Below are 17,007 nucleotides of genomic sequence, written 5' to 3'. Positions count from 1 at the left end.
GGAGACGCTGAGACTTGGCTAGGGCTGAATAATCAGCCGTTCTTGACCTTTTCGAAGGCCCACTCGATCCACGGCAGCAGACGCTTGATGTCCTCCTGCTCGACCGTGGCGCCGCACCAGATGCGCAGGGACGGCGGCGCGTCGCGGTAGCCGTTGAAGTCGTAGCCGACGGCCCGTTCTTCGAGCAGCTTGACGATCTTCTTGGGCACCGCGGCCTGATCTTCGGCCGAGAGGCTCTCGTACCAGTCGCCCTGAAACACCATGCACACGCCGGTGTTGGTCTGGAGCGCCGGATCGGACGCCATGTTGCGCAGCCACGGGGTCGCCTCGATCCAGTCCTTGACCAGCGCCGCGTTGGCATTGGCCCGCTCGATCAGCGCCTTGCGCCCGCCGATCGCCTTGCCCCATTCGAGCGCGGCGATGTAATCCTCGGTCGCCAGCATGGACGGCGTGTTGATCGTCTCGCCCTCGAAGATGCCGCGGTTGAGCTTGGCGCCCTTCTTCATGCGGAACAGCTTAGGCAGCGGCCAGGCCGGATCATAGCTTTCGATCCGCTCGACCGCCTTGGGGCTGAGGATCAGCATCCCGTGCTGAGCTTCCGAGCCCATCACCTTCTGCCACGAATAGGTCGTGGCATCGAGCTTGGCCCAGTCCATCTCCATCGCGAAGATCGCGCTGGTGGCATCGTTGATCGTCACGCCCTCGCGCCCGGCTTCGAGCCAGTCGGTGTTGGGGATCTTCGCGCCCGAGGTCGTGCCGTTCCAGGTGAACACCACGTCATTGCGCTGGGGGATGGTGGTGAGATCGGGGATCTGGCCGTAGTCGGCGGTCAGGACTTGCAGGTTGGGAAGCTTGAGCTGCTTGACCGCATCCTGAATCCAGACGTTGCCGAAGCTTTCCCACGCCGCGACCGTCACCGGGCGCGCGGGATCGAGCATCGACCACATCGCCGCTTCGATTGCGCCGGTGTCCGATGCGGGCATGATGCCGATCAGGTAATCATCAGGAATGCCGAGCAGTTCGCGCGACAGGTCGAGCGCATATTTCAGCCGCGCCTTGCCAAGGCTCGAACGGTGCGAGCGGCCAAGCGATTCGGTCTTGAGCTTGTCCAGCGACCAGCCGGGGAATTTCGCCGTGGGGCCCGAGGAAAAGAAGGGGCGCTCAGGCTTAAGCGTCGGCTCGTGCGCGAGCCCGCGAGTGTACTCAGTCATGTATTCTCTCCTTGCAGAGAGCACGCGCGGCGTTGGGACCGCGTGGCCCGCTGGCCGCTCTAGTGGCGTGCGGCGCGGAGTCAATGAAGAAAGGGGCCGCAACGGATTTACCCTGAGCCCTGCCCACAAGCTGCCTCTCGCAATATTCGCAGACCTCGCCTAGAGGCGAAGGCTCCATGGACATTTCCGATCTTCGCATTGCCCTGTTCAGCGGCAACTACAACTACACCCGTGACGGGGCGAATCAGGCGCTGAACCGCCTGGTCGGCTCGCTGCTCGCGCGCGGGGCCAAGGTGCGCGTCTATTCGCCCAAGGTTGCCAATCCCGATTTCCCCCCGACCGGAGACCTTGTCGGCATCCCCAATGTGCCGATGCCGGTGAAGGGGCGCGGCGAATATCGCTTCCCCACCCACCTCGGCCGCGCGGTAAAGCGCGATCTGGCCGCGTTTGCGCCCAATATCGTCCACCTCTCCTCGCCCGATCCTGCCGCGCACGCCGCGCTGCGCTGGGCGCGGGCGCATGACATTCCGGTGCTCGCCAGCGTCCACACCCGGTTCGAGACCTATCCGCGCTATTACAACATGGCCTTCCTCGAACCGCTGATCGTCAAGGGGCTGCGGCGCTTCTACAACCGCTGCGACGCGCTGGTGGCGCCCTCGCAGTCGATGATCGACGAATTGCTGGCGATGGGGATGCACACCCGCATCGGGCTGTGGAGCCGGGGGGTCGACCGCACGATCTTCTCCGCCGCGCGCCGCGATCCCGAATGGCGCCGCAGCCTTGGCCTTTCCGACGAGGACGTGGCGATCGTCTTCCTCGGGCGGCTGGTGATGGAAAAGGGGCTCGATGTGTTCGCCGAGGCCATCGTCCGCCTGCGCGAGCGCGGCGCGCCCCACAAGGTGCTGGTCATCGGCGACGGGCCTGCTCGCGGGTGGTTCGAGGCGAACCTGCCGGGCGGGATCTTTGCCGGCTTCAAGACCGGCGAGGGGCTGGGACAAGCGCTCGCCAGCGGCGATGTGTTCTTCAATCCGAGCGTCACCGAAACCTTCGGCAATGTCACCTTGGAAGCCATGGCGAGCGGCCTGCCGGTGGTCGCCGCTGGCGCAACCGGCAGCGCGAGCCTTGTCGCTGACGGCGTGACCGGACGGCTGGTCGCACCCTCGGGCGACATGAAGAAAGATGCCGCTGCCTTCGCCGCAGCGCTCGCGCCCTATTGCACCGATCCTGCCTTGCGCGCCGCTCACGGCGCAGCGGGCGAGACGCGCGCGTGCGATTACAGCTGGGAGGCCATCAACGCCGTCGTTGCCGAGACCTATGTGCAGCTGGTCGAGGAACGCGCAGCCTGAGCGCCATCAACTAGCGCAATACCCCTGCGGCCACCATGCGGCGCGAATAGAACAGCAGGAACAGCGTCACCACCCAGATCGCGACATCGAGGCCGGGCGACTGCATATCGGCGGGCACATCGATCAGGATGTAGTGATAGACTGTCACCACAATCAGCCCGACCAGCGCAGCGACCATTGCCGTCACCGTCCACTTCGATCGCAGCAGCAGCAGCACCGATCCGGCAAAGGCGCCCCACACCCCCAAGGCCCAGAATGCGCTGACCCATGCCGGGTAGCTTTCCATGAAGGCGATCTGGCTGGGCGTGAGGCCCATTTCGGCGAGCATCCCGAGCTTGGTCGTCATGTAGCTGATGATGCCCATGGCATTGAACAGCAGCGTCACCGCGCCGACGATCCACAGATGTGCAGGCGTGTGCATCCGCCCTGCGGTTGTTGTCGTCATGGGTTTCCCCTCCCCCATCCGATGCGACCCGGACGGAGGAGAGAATATGCCCTTATTGCGCGTCCGGCAACCTTTGCTGCCGCAGCGTCACAGCCGCTCGATGCGCTTGGCCATTTCGTCGATCATGTCGACGATCTCGTTGATGGTCGCCTCGTCGAGCTTGCCGGCGCGCGCGCGGTTCTTGAGCACCGAGCCCAGGTTGCCCATCGCCCGGAACACATCGTGCGAGCGTACCGTGGTGGTGCGTTCGCCGTGGCGGCCAAGGCGGCGCAGCAGCTCGGCCACCTCGTCGCTGCGATCCGCGAGTTCGGCCTCGCCCTGTTCGGTCACGCGGAACGGCTTTTTCGATCCTTCGGCATCGGCCTCGGTGATCGAGCCTTCATCTTCGAGCAGCTGAAGCGTCGGATAGACCGCGCCAGGGCTGGGGGCATAGCCGCCGCCGGTCATCTCCTCGATCGCCTTGATGAGTTCGTAGCCGTGCGAGGGATTCTCCGCGATCAGCGCCAGCAGCGCGAGGCGCAGCTCGCCCTGACCGAACATCCGTCCGCGGCGTCCACCACGGCGGCCGCGGAAGCCCTCGCCGCCATCTTCGCCATCAGCCTCTCGGCCGCGCGGAAAATCATCGTCGAAGCGCGCGCGCATCTTGAAGCCCGGGCCGCCGAAATTGACGTTCCCATTCATCGCCATCGTCGCCATTGCCTCGGCGAGCTTTTCCCAGCCGCCACCGCGGCCATACCGGTTCCATGTCATGTTCATTCCTCCTCGCCTATATCAGCGATACACCCAAGATATATCTTAGACCTATCGTTTCAAGCGGACGAGCGCGCGAAGGTTCCCTTTTCCGCTGGGCGCCTTATCTCGACCGACGAATGACTGATCTGTTCGGACAAGACGCCCCAGAGGCTTCCCGCGACGGCTCCGCGCCGTCCGCTGACGCACCCCTCGCCGACCGGCTGCGTCCCACGACGCTTGCCGAGGTGGTGGGGCAGGAGCACCTTACCGGCCCCGAGGGCGCGATCGGGCGGATGGTCGCTGCGGGCCGTTTATCGAGCATGATCCTGTGGGGGCCGCCCGGCACCGGCAAAACCAGCATCGCGCGCCTGCTCGCAGACAGTGTGGGGATGCGTTACGCCGCGATCAGCGCGGTGTTCTCGGGCGTGGGCGACCTCAAGCAGGCCTTTGCCGAGGCCGAAAAGATGGCGAAGGCAGGTCGCAAGACGCTGCTCTTCGTGGACGAGATCCACCGTTTCAACCGCGCCCAGCAGGACGGCTTCCTCCCCTTCGTCGAGCGCGGCGTGGTGACGCTGGTGGGCGCGACCACCGAGAACCCGAGCTTTGCGCTCAATGCCGCGCTCCTCAGCCGCGCGCAGGTGCTGGTGCTGAACCGGCTCGACGATGCCGCATTGGCAGCGCTGCTGGCGAGGGCCGAAGCTCTCGAAGGCTCCCTCCCCCTCACCCCCGAGGCGCGCGCGGCGCTGATCGCGCAGGCCGATGGCGATGGGCGGTTCCTGCTGGGGCAGGCCGAGACGCTCTATGCCGCCAAGCTTGATGGCGCGCTTGATCCCGCTGCACTGGGCCAGTTCCTCCAGCGCCGCGTTGCCGTCTATGACAAGGACCGCGACGGGCATTACAACCTCATCAGCGCGCTCCACAAATCCGTGCGCGGCAGCGATCCGCAGGCGGCGCTCTACTGGCTGGCCCGGATGCTGACGGCGGGCGAGGAGCCGCTGTTCCTTGCCCGGCGACTGGTGCGCATGGCGGTCGAAGACATCGGCCTGGCCGACCCGCAGGCGCTCCCGCAATGCATGGCGGCGATGGAGGCCTACCGCTTCCTTGGCAGCCCCGAGGGGGAGCTGGCGCTGGTGCAGGCCTGCCTCTACCTCGCCACTGCGCCCAAATCGAACGCGGCCTACATGGCGCAGAAGGCGGCATGGAAGGCGGCCAAGGACACAGGCAGCCTCGCCCCGCCCGCCAACATCCTCAACGCCCCGACCAAGCTGATGAAGGACATCGGCTACGGCGCGGGCTACACCTATGATCACGACGCCGCGGACGGCTTTTCGGGCGACAATTACTGGCCCGAAGGCATGGAACCGGAACAATTCTACCAGCCGGTCGAGCGCGGGTTCGAACGCGAGGTGAGAAAGCGGCTCGATTACTGGGACAAGCTGCGAAAGGAGCGCGGATGACCGCCCCGCTCGACAGCTGGGAGGCCGCGCGCGACTTTGCGCTGGGCTTGCCGGGGACCGAACTGTCGACCAGCTACGGCAAGCCCGCCGTGAAGGTGGCTGCCAACGGCCGCGCTTTCCTCGGCACGGGACGCGAGAGCGACACCGCCTTCGTGCTCCATATCGATGTCGCCACCGCCGAAATGCTGATGGCGACCGGACCGGAGACCTTCTGGCAGACCCCGCATTACGAAGGCTACGGCGCGGTGCTGGTGCGCTATGCCAGCCCCGATCCGCAGCGCGTGAGGGATATGATCCGCCAAGCGCATGAGCAGGCCGCGGCGATGCCTCCCGTGGCCCGGCGCAAGCGATGACAGGGCCGTTTGCGCAATTCCTCGCGGTCGACTGGTCGGGGGCGAAAGGCGCGCGCCAGAAGGGGATCGCACTGGCCCTGGCGCTGGCCGAGGGCGGGCCGCCGGTGCTGCTCGCCCCGCCCGATCCCAAGGGTTGGGCGCGTGTCGAGGTACTGACGTTGCTTGCGGGATTGCAAGTGCCGACACTGGTCGGGCTCGACCTTGGCATTTCATTGCCATTTGTCGATGCCGGGGCGTTCTTTCCGGGATGGGATGCCTCGCCCGGCGATGCACGCGGGCTATGGGCGCTTATCGACGCCCTGTGTGAAGGCGACCCGCACCTTGAGCCGGGAGGCATCCTCGCCCATCCGCAAGCCGCGCGCTATTTCCGGCACGGCGCGGGGGCAGAGGGCGACCGCTTCCTCCTGCCCGGAGCGCCCACCCGCGAAGGTCGCTTTCGCCGCGCCGAGCACGCGCAGCGCGGCCAGGGGGTCAGGCCAGTGAGCAATTTCAACCTTGTCGGCGCAGCGCAGGTCGGCAAGTCCAGCCTGACAGGGATGCGGATGCTCCACCGCCTGCGCGGGCGCGTGCCGGTGTGGCCGGTCGATCCGCTGCCGGAGCAGGGATCGGTGGTGACCGAAATCTACACCTCGGTCGCCGCCCGGCTCGGAGGCGTGACGGGGGCAGCAACCAAGATCCGCAGCTTTGCCGCACTGAACGATGCGCTTGATCGCCTCGGCTCTGCCCCCGTCGCAGGCGAAGGCGCAATCGACGATCACTCCGCCGACGCTCTGCTGACCGCCGCCTGGCTGCGCCGGGTGCATCAGGAGCGCGACTTGTGGCACCCCCCCGCGCTCACCCCCGAGGTAGCGCGCACCGAAGGCTGGACTTTCGGCGCGCTCTAGGCTTATGGCGCAGCCACGGTCAGCCGGCTTAGCTCAGATGGTAGAGCACCTGATTTGTAATCAGGGGGTCGCGGGTTCGATCCCTGCAGCCGGCACCACGTCTCTCTCCCGACTTAGCCAAGCCTGAGAAAGAACTCCTCCCGCTCGCGGCGCAGGTCTGCGGGGGAGAGCGCGCACAGCGCATCGAGCTCCGCGCGCAGGGCCAGCGTCAGACGCTTCACCGTCTCGGCAGGATCGCGGTGCGCCCCGCCGCGCGGTTCGTAGACAATGCGGTGGATCACCCCGAGCTTGAGGAGGTCGCCTGCGGTCACCCGCATCGCCTCGGCGGCATTCGCGGCCTGCGACGCGCTCCTCCACAGGATCGAGGCGCAACCCTCCGGCGAGATCACCGAATAGACCGCGTGTTCGAACATCAGCACCCGGTTGGCAGCGGCCAGCGCCACCGCCCCGCCCGAACCGCCCTCGCCGATGATCACCGCGACCAGCGGGACGCCCAGCGCGAGGCAGGCCTCGGTCGAGCGGGCGATGGCCTCGGCCTGCCCGCGCGCCTCGGCATCGACGCCGGGGAAGGCGCCGGGGGTGTCGACCAGCGTCACCACTGGGAGGCCGAAGCGGTCGGCCAGTTCCATCAGCCGGATCGCCTTGCGATAGCCCTCGGGCCGGGCCATGCCGAAATTGTGCTTGAGCCGCCCCGGCGTGTCCTCACCCTTCACATGGCCAATCACCACCACCTTGCGCCCCTCGAAGCGCGCAAAGCCGCCGATGATCGCCTGATCGTCGCCAAAGGTGCGGTCGCCCGCGATCGGCAGGAACTCGCTGAATAGCCCCGCCACCAGCTTCTCGAAGCGCGGGCGCTGAGGGTGGCGCGCGACCAGCGTGCGCTCCCACGGGGAGAGGCGCGCATAGGTGTCCGCGAGCAGCTTGTCCGCCCGCTCGCGGAGCATCCGCGCCTCCTCGGTGCCCTCGGCATGGGCGGAAAGCTCCGCCACGTGGCGGTCGAGCGCCTCGATCGGCTTTTCGAAGGGCAGGTACTGGATCACGGCTGATCCTGAATCACACCGTCATCGACATGCCGCGATAGATCCGCGCACGATACCGCGAGTCCTCCGCGTCCGGCAGCGGCGCGCCGACCAGCAGGACAGCGCGGGCAAAGCGGCGGACTTCCTCGAGATGCTCGTCGAGATCGCGCGGTTCCTCGGACTGCACCCGGCGGGTGAGGTTGATCTGGTTAACCGGCACATCATGCACCAGCCGCTCGTTCTCCACGGCAAGCGTCGCGGTGAAGGCGTGGAGCGTGGTCTTGATGAAGTTCGCCAGCGCGAAGGCCGGGGACTTGTCGCCCATCGGCACATCGGGGCTGGTCAGCACCAACTGGCAATCATCATAGAGCGAGGCGCGGCGCGAGACGCGGAAGTGGTGGGTGAGATTGTCGGCCACCACGGCACGGAATTCCTCCGGCGTCAGCGGGTCGTCGGTCGCGAACAGCTTGCCCGGCAGCGCCGACATCGGGGTCGAGAGGATCGTGGTCGGCTTGCCCCAGGCGAGCAGCGCCTCGTCCATCGCGGCTTCGATGTCGGTGGTCTTGACCAGCGAGGTCAGCGCCTCGGCGGTCTCGGGCTCGAGCTGCGCCTTGATCGCCTCAAAGGCTTCTGCGGTGCGGGTGATGACCACGACGTTGGCCGCATGGCAATCCTCGATGAAGGCGCGCGCGGTCTCGGCGAGGTAATCGGCGAGGTGTTCGCCGATGATCCACACGGTCTTGCCGCGCATCTGGTCGAGCCGCTCCTGCTTGGGCGAGCCGAAAAGCTCGCGCTCGGTGGTCGAGCGCTCCACGCTGAGGCCGCCCGAGGGCATGAAGGTCTCGCCCGAGACCGCGCGGTCGGCGAGGAAGAACACGGTCGCCTGCGCCACGTCATGCTCGGTCGGCATCTTGCCGAGATAGAGCTTGGAGAGCACGCCGCTGCCGACCTTCTTGGCCTCGACCGCGATCTTGTCGGCGGGGAGATAGGGCGTGTCCTCAGGCGGCACGCGCAGCAGCCAGTTGCCGTCTTCGGATGCCGGACGGTCGTTCCACTCCGGCGCGTCAAGGAACAGGCCCGCCTGCCGCAGCCGCCCGATCAGCGCGGCGGCGATCTGCGGGGTGAGGAGATACTGGTCCCAGGTGCAGGTGCCGTCCCCCTCGCGCGCGCAGGCCAATGCCAGCTCACGCAGCTCGCGCGGGTTGTTGGTGTCGTGGCTCATCTTGGTGGTGTCGTTGCGCGCAAGCCGCGCCAGCACCGCCTCGACCCGCACCCCGCGCCGGATCGCCTTGATCGCGGCGGCGTGGACGGCGTTCAGACGCTTGTTCTCGAGGATCAGCTTGCCGCGCCGTTCGAACAGTCCGGGCTTGCCGCCCGTGCCCGAGAGGCGGTCACCATCGACGGGGCCGGGCGCGATCGCGTTGAACTGCACCTCCGGCCCGAGATAGCGCGCCATGCTCTCGACCATCGCGCGCTGACCTGCCTTGGACACGGCGTAATCGGCGCGGTTGGGATAGGCGACCGCGAGGTATTTCTCGCCGCCGAAGTAGCTCGAAACATTGAGGATGTAGCCCGAACCTTGCGCCTTCATCAGCGGGGCTACGTGGTGCATCAGGAAGTAGTTCGACACGAGGTTGGCATCGAGCGTGTAGTTCCAGGCATCGACCCCCATGTCGACCACCATGTCCTCAGCGCCCGCAACCCCGGCGTTGTTGATGAGGTAGTCGATCCGCCCGAAGGCCTTGAGCGTCGCATCGACCGCGCCCTTGAGGCTCTCGAAATTGCTGACATCGACATTGGCGAGCGTCTGCACCCGGCGCTCGACACCGGCGAAACCGATGTCTTCCAATTCGCTGACGATCTTCGCCCGCGCGACCGCGAGTTCGCTCTCGCGGCGCGCGACCATCATCACCTTGCCGCCTGCCAGCGCCAGCAACCGCGCGACCTGTCCGCCGATCCCGGCAGACCCGCCGGTGATCAGCGCGACCTTCCCGAGATGCAGCCCGGTGATGTTCTCCGAGAACCCCGGCATCGCCTTGCGCGCGCCCGTCGCCTCGCCGATGTTCGCGGGCACATAGAGCGTGATTTCACCCAGCTTGCTTTCCTTCAGCAGGATGCGCGCCGCGTGGCCGGCGGTGAAGCGGATGTTCTCGGCCTCAGTGTTGGTGAAGCGGACGATCTGGTTGCCCCACTCGGCCTGACGGCGGCGGCCGTGGGCGGTGTCGATTGCGCTCTCGTCGCGCCAAATGCGGATCAGCTGTTCCGTCGCGGCGCGCAGGATGTGGCCGTAGATGTCGCCCTTGCCGTCGCTGGCATGGCTGACGAACACGAAGCGCGGCGGCTGCAAGAGGTTGTCGTGGCGCTTCCAGTAGCGGCTCATGGTGCGTGCCAGCGCCATGTTGCCCGCCAGTTCGGCATCCATCAGCGCTTCGACCACGCCATCATCCGCCGCGGTGATTGCGCCGCTCAGCTCCCCTGCGCCGAGCGCCGGCAGGAACAGCGCGCCGCTGATGGGGGTGCCTTTCTTGGTGTGCTCTTCGAGCGCGGCTTCCATCGCCGCGGGGTCTTTCCGGCTGAAGCGGATGATCGACAGCTTGTCGGACAGGCCCAGCGCCGCACAGCGCTTCTCGGCAATGGCAACGTCGGCAGCGCGCGGCAGGCCGAGCACGACCTCGGCCCCGCAGGCGAGCTGCACCTGCGCGATTTCGAGCGCCTCTTCCCAGTCGTCTCCCGCGGCGATCAGCACCGCAAGCCCCGTGCCGTCCATCGAGCGCATCGTGGGCCGCGCGAGGTAGGTCGAGCGCTGCTCCTTCCGCACGCTCATACCGTGGGTGACCTCGAAATCGTGGCCGTTGTAGGCCGCGCTCTCGTCCGAGCCGAGGAAGACGCAGGTGGTGGCGATGTCGGTCGGGGTGGGGAAGGTCTTGGCCTTGTCGTTCCCGCCCGTGGCCCGCTCGAGGCTCATCATGTCGAAGAACTGGTTGGCCGTCGTTCCCGCCGCATCGCCGCGCGCGGCATCCATTGCAGCGAAGACATTGCGGATGCGCTCGCTCTCGATCGGGCCGGGGTAGACGAGGTTGACGCGGATGCCCTTCGGCCCGAGCTCGAGCGAGAGTTCGCGGCTCCACGCATTCATCGCCGCCTTGGGCACGACATAGGCCGCGCGCGCGTAGTAAGGCGTGCGGCTGAAGATGGTCGAGACGTTGATGATCGAGCCGCCCTCGGGGATGTGCTCCGCCGCGACGCGCGCGACATTCCACGCGACGCCGAAGATGTTTCGCAGCGCCTGGCCGACAGTCTCGCTGTCGGTCGAGCCGGTCTTCTGGAGCGCGGCCAGCTCTTCCGCCGACAAGGGCAGGTTCTCGATCGGCTGCTTGGGCCCGGCGCTCCCGGCGTTGTTCACCAGAATGTCGATCCGCCCGAACTGCTTCACCACCTCGGCGATGGCGGCACGCACCGAGGCAATGTCGCCCCCGTCGAGCGCCACGGTCGCGAGCCGCGCCGGGTCCGCACCGGTCGCCTTGAGCAGCGCCTCGGCCGCCGCCTTGGTGCGGTCGGGCGTGCGGCCCGTCATCACCACGGTTGCACCCTCTGCAAGGTAGTGGGTGACGATATGCCCGCCCAGATTGCCCGCGGCCCCCGTGACGACCGCGATCTTGCCGGCGAGGCGGCCCGGAATATCGCCTTGCAGAGCAGGCGCAGCGGCAACGGCTTTCAACTTGGCCATGACTCTCTCCTCACAGAATTACCGCGAAGGCGCGCTTCGCTTTGCGTTTCGTTCATTCTCTGGGGAGGAGAGGGAAGAACGTTTCAAAAAGTGCAATGCACGAGCTAGCCGTCCGGTTCCCCGGCACTTGCAGCTGCCCACGCCTCCAGCAGCGCATCGCGGCTTCTGAGGCCCATTTCGGGGAGCGCGTGGTTGACGACGTAGGTGGAGCCCGTGTGCCGGTTGTCCCACATCGCCTGATGCGCTTCGGGGAGGCCATCCCATGGCACGACCTCGGGCTCGGTCACTTCGAGCAGGCCCGCCGCGATCATGTCGTTCATCCGCGCGACTTCGTAGGCGTTGCACAGGTGCGTGCCGAAGATCTGCGCGGTGGGCATGAAGATGCGCCGCTGACGGGTCCAGACCTGCGGGGCGTAGAAGGTGAAGCGGCACCCGGTAAGGTCTTCCGCAAAGATCACGCGGCCCGTGAAGGGCTTGACCAGCGAGGTCGAGATGCCGAGCGTGTCCTGCCCCGCGCGCTCGAACACCAGATCGGGGCTGCCGCGCGGATTGTCGGGCGAGCGCAGGATCTTGCCCACCGCCGAGCCGAAGGGCTTCATCACCCGGTCCTGATAGTCACGCACCGCCGCCTTGAAGACCTCGATATCGGCCTTGGCATCGGGCAGGCGCGGCATGGTGTCGGGCCAGTGAAAATTCGCGCCCTCCCGGCGGCGGATGCTCTCGAGGCTGACGATCCCCTCGATCGCGTCCTCCAGCCCCAGCGATTGCAGGAACTCGCGCTGGCCATCGGTGGTGGTGGCGATGACGGACTTGGCATTGAAGCGCCGCGCGGCTTCGATCATTTCGAGGCCGGTCTCGTCGAGCAGCTCGCTCGATCCCGGCCCGTAGAAGATCAGCACCGCTTCCCCGCCGCGGAGGCTGGCGCGGCGGAGCATCTCTTCGGGGCTGGCCGTCCCCGGCTTGCCCATGAAGCTGAAGTGATAGCCCGACGAGGCACCGTAGAAGGCCAGCGTGCCGCCTTCTGCCAGCAATTGGAACGAGCGCGGGAAGGCGGTCTCGCCCGCGTGGCTGACCACGTAGTCGGCCAGCTTGCCGCCGTTCAGTGCCTTGTATTCCTCGACCAGCGGCGCGCCTGCGGCTTCCCACGCCTGCGCTTCGGCCTTGTCCTCTGGCACCACGGTGTAGAGGTCGGCGAAACGCGCATCCTTGCGGTTGATCGCGCCCACCGCGCCCTGCACCCCGGTGATGAACTGCGCGCGTTCCTCGGACGAGACCAGCCCCGTCACCTGCAAACCCGTGCGCACCGACGAGCGCAGCGCATCCAGCCCCGTCCCCGTCGCCGCGCCCTCGACGAACAGCGTCCGTCCCGGCGCGATTTCCAGCGTCGTGAACAGGCAGCGCGCGATGGTGCCGAGGTTCAGCACATAGCTCCCCGCCTGCTCCAGCGTCAGATCGGGCGGCACCTTGTGCATCTGCGGAGCCTGCACGGTCAGGAACTGCGCGTGGCTGCCCGTCTCGGTCTCGTAGCCCTGAATGGAGAAGTCCGCATACATCGGGTCATTGCCGACCAGCGGCGAGAGGAGGTCATTGGTGCCGGAATAGACCGTCACCAGATCGCCGACCTTGATCCGCCCCTGCGCCCGCGTTTCTGAGCCGAGCGCGGCGACCAGCGCGATGCCGCCCGATCCGGTGATCTGCACGTCTTCCTCATGCGCATCGAAGGGTGAGACGGGGATGCCGGTCAGCGCCCAGATGTCGTTGAAGTTGACCTCGCTCGTCAGCATGTAGAGCAGCGCCTCGTTGGGCGCAGGCTCGGGGACAGTGACGATCAGCTCCTTCTCGTGGCTCGCCGGCGGGCCGAAGCGCGGCTGGCCGGTGTCGGGATCGCGGGCGATGCCGAAGGCGTATTGGTGACGCGGGATCGGGGTCACGCCGGGATAGAACGGCGCTCCTACGGGAAGCAGATCGCCTGCCGCTTCCAACGCCTGCGCACGCATCTCGTGCTCGGCGTCGATCCACACGCCATCGCGCCGCACCGGAAGTGGGGGCGCAACCTTGTCCATGAATTGCCGGATGCCGGTCTTGCCGCCTTCGGGGTCGACGATGGCTTCAGAGAACAGCCGCGCCTCGCGCTGCGTTCCTTGGGTGATACCGTGTTCGAGGCCGGTGCGCACCGCATCCAGCGCCCGCGCACCCGCGACATCGCGGCCTGCCCATTCCAGCTGGCGCAGGATCCGCTGGAGGAAATCATCCTCCAGCACTTTGTCGAGGTCGACCTCGGCCGCGCCTTCCCAGCGCACCGTCGCCGCCTGGCGTTCCGCAAAGGCGAAACCGAGCGCACTGCCCGGGCCGTGCTTCACGAAATCGCGCACTGCCGCATGGGCGGCGGAGAGCGCATCCTCTGCACCGTCAACCAGCTGATCGACCACGCCGATGGCTGCCGCCTGCTCGGCGGTGATGCTGCGCCCGCCGAGGATCAGATCGAGCGCATCGCGCACGCCTTCAGCCCCGCGCCGGTCTGCCAGCAGGCGCGGCAGGCGCTGGGTGCCACCGTAGCCGGGCAGCAGCCGCAGCCGGATTTCGGGCTGGCCGAAACGCGCCACCGGCTCGGCGATGCGGTAATGGCAGGCGAGCGCGAATTCCATGCCCCCGCCCAGCGCCACGCCCTGCACCGCCGCGACGCAGGGCTTGCCCATGCTCTCGATGGTGCGGAAAGCGAGGTGCGCATTGTTGGGCAACACCATCGCTTCATCGACCGTGTGGATTTCCTCGAGCATCTGGCGGATGTCGGCCCCGGCCACGAAGGACGAAGTGCCCTCGCCGGTGAACACCACCGCGACGACGCTGTCATCGCGCGCGAGGGTCGAGGTGACCAGCACCAGCTCGTCGATCGCGCGCTCGTTCAAGGCATTGACCGGCGGGTTGGTGACGGTGACCGTCGCCACCTGCTTGCCCGGCGCGACGGTGTTGTATTGCACGAGGAAATAGCGGTGCCGGTCGAACAGCGCCTGTTCGTCGCTCATGCGCTGCTTGCGCTGCCAATCGTCGATCACGCGCTTGAGTTCGTCGAGCGCCTCGGGGTTGCGCAGCGTCGTGACGTCGCCGACATCCTCGCCCACCACCAGCGCGCGGACCATGCGGCGCATGTATTTTCCCGAGCGGGTTTCGGGGAACTGCGATACCTCGATGAAGTCCGCCGGGACTGCGACCGCACCTTTCTCGGTGCGCACCAAATCGAACAGCCGCCGCTTGTCCTCGTGCGTCAGCTTGCGCCCTGCGACCGGCACCACGAAGGCGAGCGGGGTCAGCCCCTTCTCGCGGTGCGGCGCGCCGACCACCAGCACATTGCCGACCGGCGAGTCCGGTGCGAGCGCCTTGTCGCGCAGCACCGCGCCCTCGATCTCCTCGGTGCCCATGCGGTGGCCCGAGACGTTGATGACATCGTCCGAACGGCCATGCAGCGAGAACGAGCCGTCGGCATGCTGGATCGCAAAGTCGCCCTGGGTGTAGGCCCATGCGCCTTTCCAGCGCCGCCAGTAGCCTTCTTCCCAGCGCTTGGCATCGCCGCGCCACTCCGGCGCAACGCGGCCATCGGCAACCTTGAAGCCCGCAATGTCGCCCCAGATGGTGCGCGCGAGGTAGGGATAGGGCGCGGCGATCACGATCTCGCCCTTCTCGCCGATCTCGGCCTTGCGCCACGGCACGCCGCCCTCGTCAGCGCGGGCGAAGGGGGCATTCGCGCCCTTGCCCGCTTCATCCTCGACCCACACGTCGCCGACGATCCACGGCAGCGGATAGGCGTGGGCATCGGGGCGCAGCGGGAAATCGTCGTTGGCGAACATATGCGTCCACGCGATCCCGCCGTGCTCGGTCGCCCAGTAGCTATTGATGTAGCGCGGCGTCACGTGCTCCATCCCGAAGGCCTGCACCGACGGCGAGACCGGTTCGGCGCAGAAGGTCGCCACGCGCAAGCCGCTCATGTCATAGCGTTCGACCTCGGCGAGGTTCGCCGGATCGGACATGATCGACTTGAGGAAGGTCACCCCCGCCTTGAAGATGCGCACCTTGTGCCGCTCGATCATCGAGGCGAAGCGGCCCGCATGGGGGAACACCGGCGAGCCTTCGCTCACCAGCGAGGTCACCCGCGTCATCAGCGGCGCGCAGATCAGGTAGCTCTGGCCGGTGATCCAACCCGGATCGGCGACCACAAACAGCGTGTCGCCGGGGCGCGCGTCGAAGCTCGCCGCCATCGTCTCGGCGACACCGGCCGCATAGCCGTGCGAGTGGACGATCCCCTTGGGCTTGCCCGTCGAGCCCGAGGTGTAAATGAAGAACATCGGATAGTCGGCATCGACCGGCATCGGCTTGGACGACGCCCAGATCGCGCGGACGAAATCGGCATCGGCGAGCGCCAGCAGATCAGCCTCGGACTGCACCGCAAAGCCCGCAGCCCGCGCTTTTTCGAGCACCGTCACCAGCGCGCTATCGGTCAGCTCGTGGCTCCAGCGGTCGCGTTCCTCGCGCCAGATCATGTCGGGCTGGTGTGTGTGGCGGCACACGATCACCGCTTCCACGCGCGGTGGCAGGGTGACGAGGCTGGAGGCAATCGCGATCCGCACGCGGGCGGCATCGGCTGACGTTATACGCCCTTCTGCCCCAAGATTGATCAGCGCCCGGCCCACACCGCGCATCACGTCCGACCGGTCGACCGTGATCTCGCCGGCAAGCGCCTCGCGCACCGTATCGAGGATGGTGTCATGCCCGCCCTCGGGCAGTTCGAGATCAAGCCCGCCGAGGATGTCGAGCGCCGTCGTCACCGGCACGAAATTGTCGAGTGCCGGATCGGTATAGGCGTTCTTGAAGGCGGCGACCTGCGCATTGCGGTAGCTGCCATCGGAGGTCACGATCACCCGCGCCCCGGTGTCGGCGATGCGGTCGCTGAGGGTCTTGTCGGAAAAGCCCCCGAACACCGCCGTGTAGACCACGCCCATCCGCTTGGCGGCCTCGGTCCAGTAGATCTGCGGCACGATGCTCGGCATATTCAGCGCCATGCGTTCGCCGGGCTTCAGGCCCAGCGCTTCGAGCGCCACCGCGCACTTCGCAACCTCAAGCAGCAATTGCTTGCGGCTGACGGTGAAGCAGTCGATCGGCGCGCCCTTGCCGCCGTTGGCGCTCATGTCCCAGCGATCGCCTTCGAAGATCAGCGCAGCCTCGTCGCCGTGGCCGGCGAGCACATGGCGGTCGAGCTCGGAGAAGGCGGCATTGGTGCGCCCACCCACGAACCAGCGCCAGTGGGGCGGATTGCTCCCGTCGAAACCGGTGTGCCAGGGGGTAAACCCGTCAGGCAACGCGGGGCTGACAGGCGCGCCCGTTGCCGCGTCCCAGCCGTGCCAGCCGCCGTCGGCCCCGCGCGCGAGCCACGCGCCCGCAGGCCCGGCCTCGGCCACGAACCAGTGCATATTGCGGCCCGCGATCTCGCCATGGAACGCGCCGGGATCGGCAAGCGCAGCGGCGCGCATCGCGTCCCAGTCGGCGCGGGTGCGCACGGGGTTGGTCTCTGCGGCAGGCGCACGGTCGAGCAGAACAGTTTCAGGAATGACACCACCCCCCATCAAGGCAAAACTCGCAAGGCGTGATCCCTGACGCGCGGCGGCTGTGCAGCAAAATTTCATGACGCAGCCGCCATCGGCAAGAAAATGCCATCACGAATGCTTGTCGCGATAACGCCGTGACCGGCAAACAGTTCCGCACCCATCGCAACGAATGCACGCTCCGCCCCCCGGTTTGTCACCGACGGTCGGCGTGTAACCCTTTTTCAATCGTGTTGCGGCTA

The 17,007-nt window shown here is 67.1% G+C and carries 10 protein-coding genes and 1 tRNA gene; 5 read left to right on the top strand and 6 right to left on the bottom strand.

The features are described from left to right. Nucleotides 1-32: 32 nt before the first annotated feature. Nucleotides 33-1,211 (bottom strand): phosphoserine transaminase, encoded by a 1,179-nt coding sequence (locus tag PS060_RS10510; RefSeq protein WP_273983022.1) that lies wholly within the window; start codon nucleotides 1,209-1,211, stop codon nucleotides 33-35. 176 nt (nucleotides 1,212-1,387) lie between these two features. Here PS060_RS10510 and PS060_RS10505 point away from each other — a divergent pair, with 176 nt between their 5' ends. Further along, nucleotides 1,388-2,557, top strand: a complete 1,170-nt coding sequence (locus PS060_RS10505) for a glycosyltransferase family 4 protein (protein WP_273983020.1) — start codon at nucleotides 1,388-1,390, stop codon at nucleotides 2,555-2,557. Nucleotides 2,558-2,567: 10 nt separating this feature from the next. Here the strand turns inward: PS060_RS10505 and PS060_RS10500 are convergent, their stop codons facing one another. Both PS060_RS10500 and PS060_RS10495 read right to left on the bottom strand, forming a co-directional pair. Next, on the bottom strand, nucleotides 2,568-3,002 hold the full coding sequence (locus PS060_RS10500; protein ID WP_273983018.1) for a hypothetical protein: 435 nt from the start codon (nucleotides 3,000-3,002) through the stop codon (nucleotides 2,568-2,570). Between the two features lie 87 nt (nucleotides 3,003-3,089). Beyond that, nucleotides 3,090-3,752, bottom strand: a complete 663-nt coding sequence (locus tag PS060_RS10495) for a PadR family transcriptional regulator (RefSeq protein WP_273983017.1) — start codon at nucleotides 3,750-3,752, stop codon at nucleotides 3,090-3,092. A 119-nt stretch (nucleotides 3,753-3,871) separates the two neighbouring features. On the opposite strand from PS060_RS10495, the gene PS060_RS10490 reads away from it, so the two are divergent. From PS060_RS10490 to PS060_RS10475, 4 genes are all read left to right on the top strand, one after another. After that, the gene (locus tag PS060_RS10490) at nucleotides 3,872-5,191 is read left to right on the top strand and encodes a replication-associated recombination protein A (protein WP_273983015.1); all 1,320 of its coding nucleotides are present in this window, start codon (nucleotides 3,872-3,874) and stop codon (nucleotides 5,189-5,191) included. Beyond that, nucleotides 5,188-5,544 carry an MmcQ/YjbR family DNA-binding protein gene (locus tag PS060_RS10485; protein WP_273983013.1) on the top strand — a complete coding sequence of 119 codons (357 nt, stop codon included), beginning with the start codon at nucleotides 5,188-5,190 and terminating at the stop codon, nucleotides 5,542-5,544. Before PS060_RS10490 ends, PS060_RS10485 begins: the two co-directional genes overlap by 4 nt. Then, a complete protein-coding gene (locus PS060_RS10480) occupies nucleotides 5,541-6,428 on the top strand; it encodes a hypothetical protein (RefSeq protein ID WP_273983011.1) in 888 nt (295 codons plus the stop codon). Before PS060_RS10485 ends, PS060_RS10480 begins: the two co-directional genes overlap by 4 nt. Before the next feature lie 22 nt (nucleotides 6,429-6,450). Continuing rightward, a tRNA-Thr gene (locus PS060_RS10475) sits at nucleotides 6,451-6,526 on the top strand. Nucleotides 6,527-6,541: 15 nt separating this feature from the next. Here the strand turns inward: PS060_RS10475 and PS060_RS10470 are convergent. The 3 genes from PS060_RS10470 to PS060_RS10460 form a co-directional block, all read right to left on the bottom strand. Further along, nucleotides 6,542-7,468, bottom strand: a complete 927-nt coding sequence (locus PS060_RS10470; RefSeq protein WP_273983010.1) for an acetyl-CoA carboxylase carboxyltransferase subunit alpha — start codon at nucleotides 7,466-7,468, stop codon at nucleotides 6,542-6,544. A 13-nt stretch (nucleotides 7,469-7,481) separates the two neighbouring features. Continuing rightward, complete coding sequence (locus PS060_RS10465) at nucleotides 7,482-11,174, bottom strand: SDR family NAD(P)-dependent oxidoreductase (protein WP_273983009.1); 3,693 nt, start codon at nucleotides 11,172-11,174, stop codon at nucleotides 7,482-7,484. Between the two features lie 104 nt (nucleotides 11,175-11,278). Continuing rightward, entirely contained in the window at nucleotides 11,279-16,786 is a 5,508-nt protein-coding gene (locus PS060_RS10460) for an AMP-binding protein (RefSeq protein WP_273986904.1), read from the bottom strand. Nucleotides 16,787-17,007: the final 221 nt, after the last annotated feature.

The sequence above is a fragment of the Erythrobacter sp. BLCC-B19 genome, assembly GCF_028621955.1.
In the GTDB taxonomy this organism is placed as follows: Bacteria; Pseudomonadota; Alphaproteobacteria; order Sphingomonadales; family Sphingomonadaceae; genus Erythrobacter.
This window is presented reverse-complemented; position numbering and strand designations above follow the sequence as displayed.

Coding starts and splice junctions, on each gene's coding strand:
- PS060_RS10505 (WP_273983020.1), top strand. CDS start 1,388: ATGGACATTTCCGATCTTCGCATTGCCCTGTTCAGCGGCAACTACAAC.
- PS060_RS10490 (WP_273983015.1), top strand. CDS start 3,872: ATGACTGATCTGTTCGGACAAGACGCCCCAGAGGCTTCCCGCGACGGC.
- PS060_RS10485 (WP_273983013.1), top strand. CDS start 5,188: ATGACCGCCCCGCTCGACAGCTGGGAGGCCGCGCGCGACTTTGCGCTG.
- PS060_RS10500 (WP_273983018.1), bottom strand. CDS start 3,002: ATGACGACAACAACCGCAGGGCGGATGCACACGCCTGCACATCTGTGG.
- PS060_RS10510 (WP_273983022.1), bottom strand. CDS start 1,211: ATGACTGAGTACACTCGCGGGCTCGCGCACGAGCCGACGCTTAAGCCT.
- PS060_RS10480 (WP_273983011.1), top strand. CDS start 5,541: ATGACAGGGCCGTTTGCGCAATTCCTCGCGGTCGACTGGTCGGGGGCG.
- PS060_RS10465 (WP_273983009.1), bottom strand. CDS start 11,174: ATGGCCAAGTTGAAAGCCGTTGCCGCTGCGCCTGCTCTGCAAGGCGAT.
- PS060_RS10495 (WP_273983017.1), bottom strand. CDS start 3,752: ATGACATGGAACCGGTATGGCCGCGGTGGCGGCTGGGAAAAGCTCGCC.
- PS060_RS10460 (WP_273986904.1), bottom strand. CDS start 16,786: ATGGGGGGTGGTGTCATTCCTGAAACTGTTCTGCTCGACCGTGCGCCT.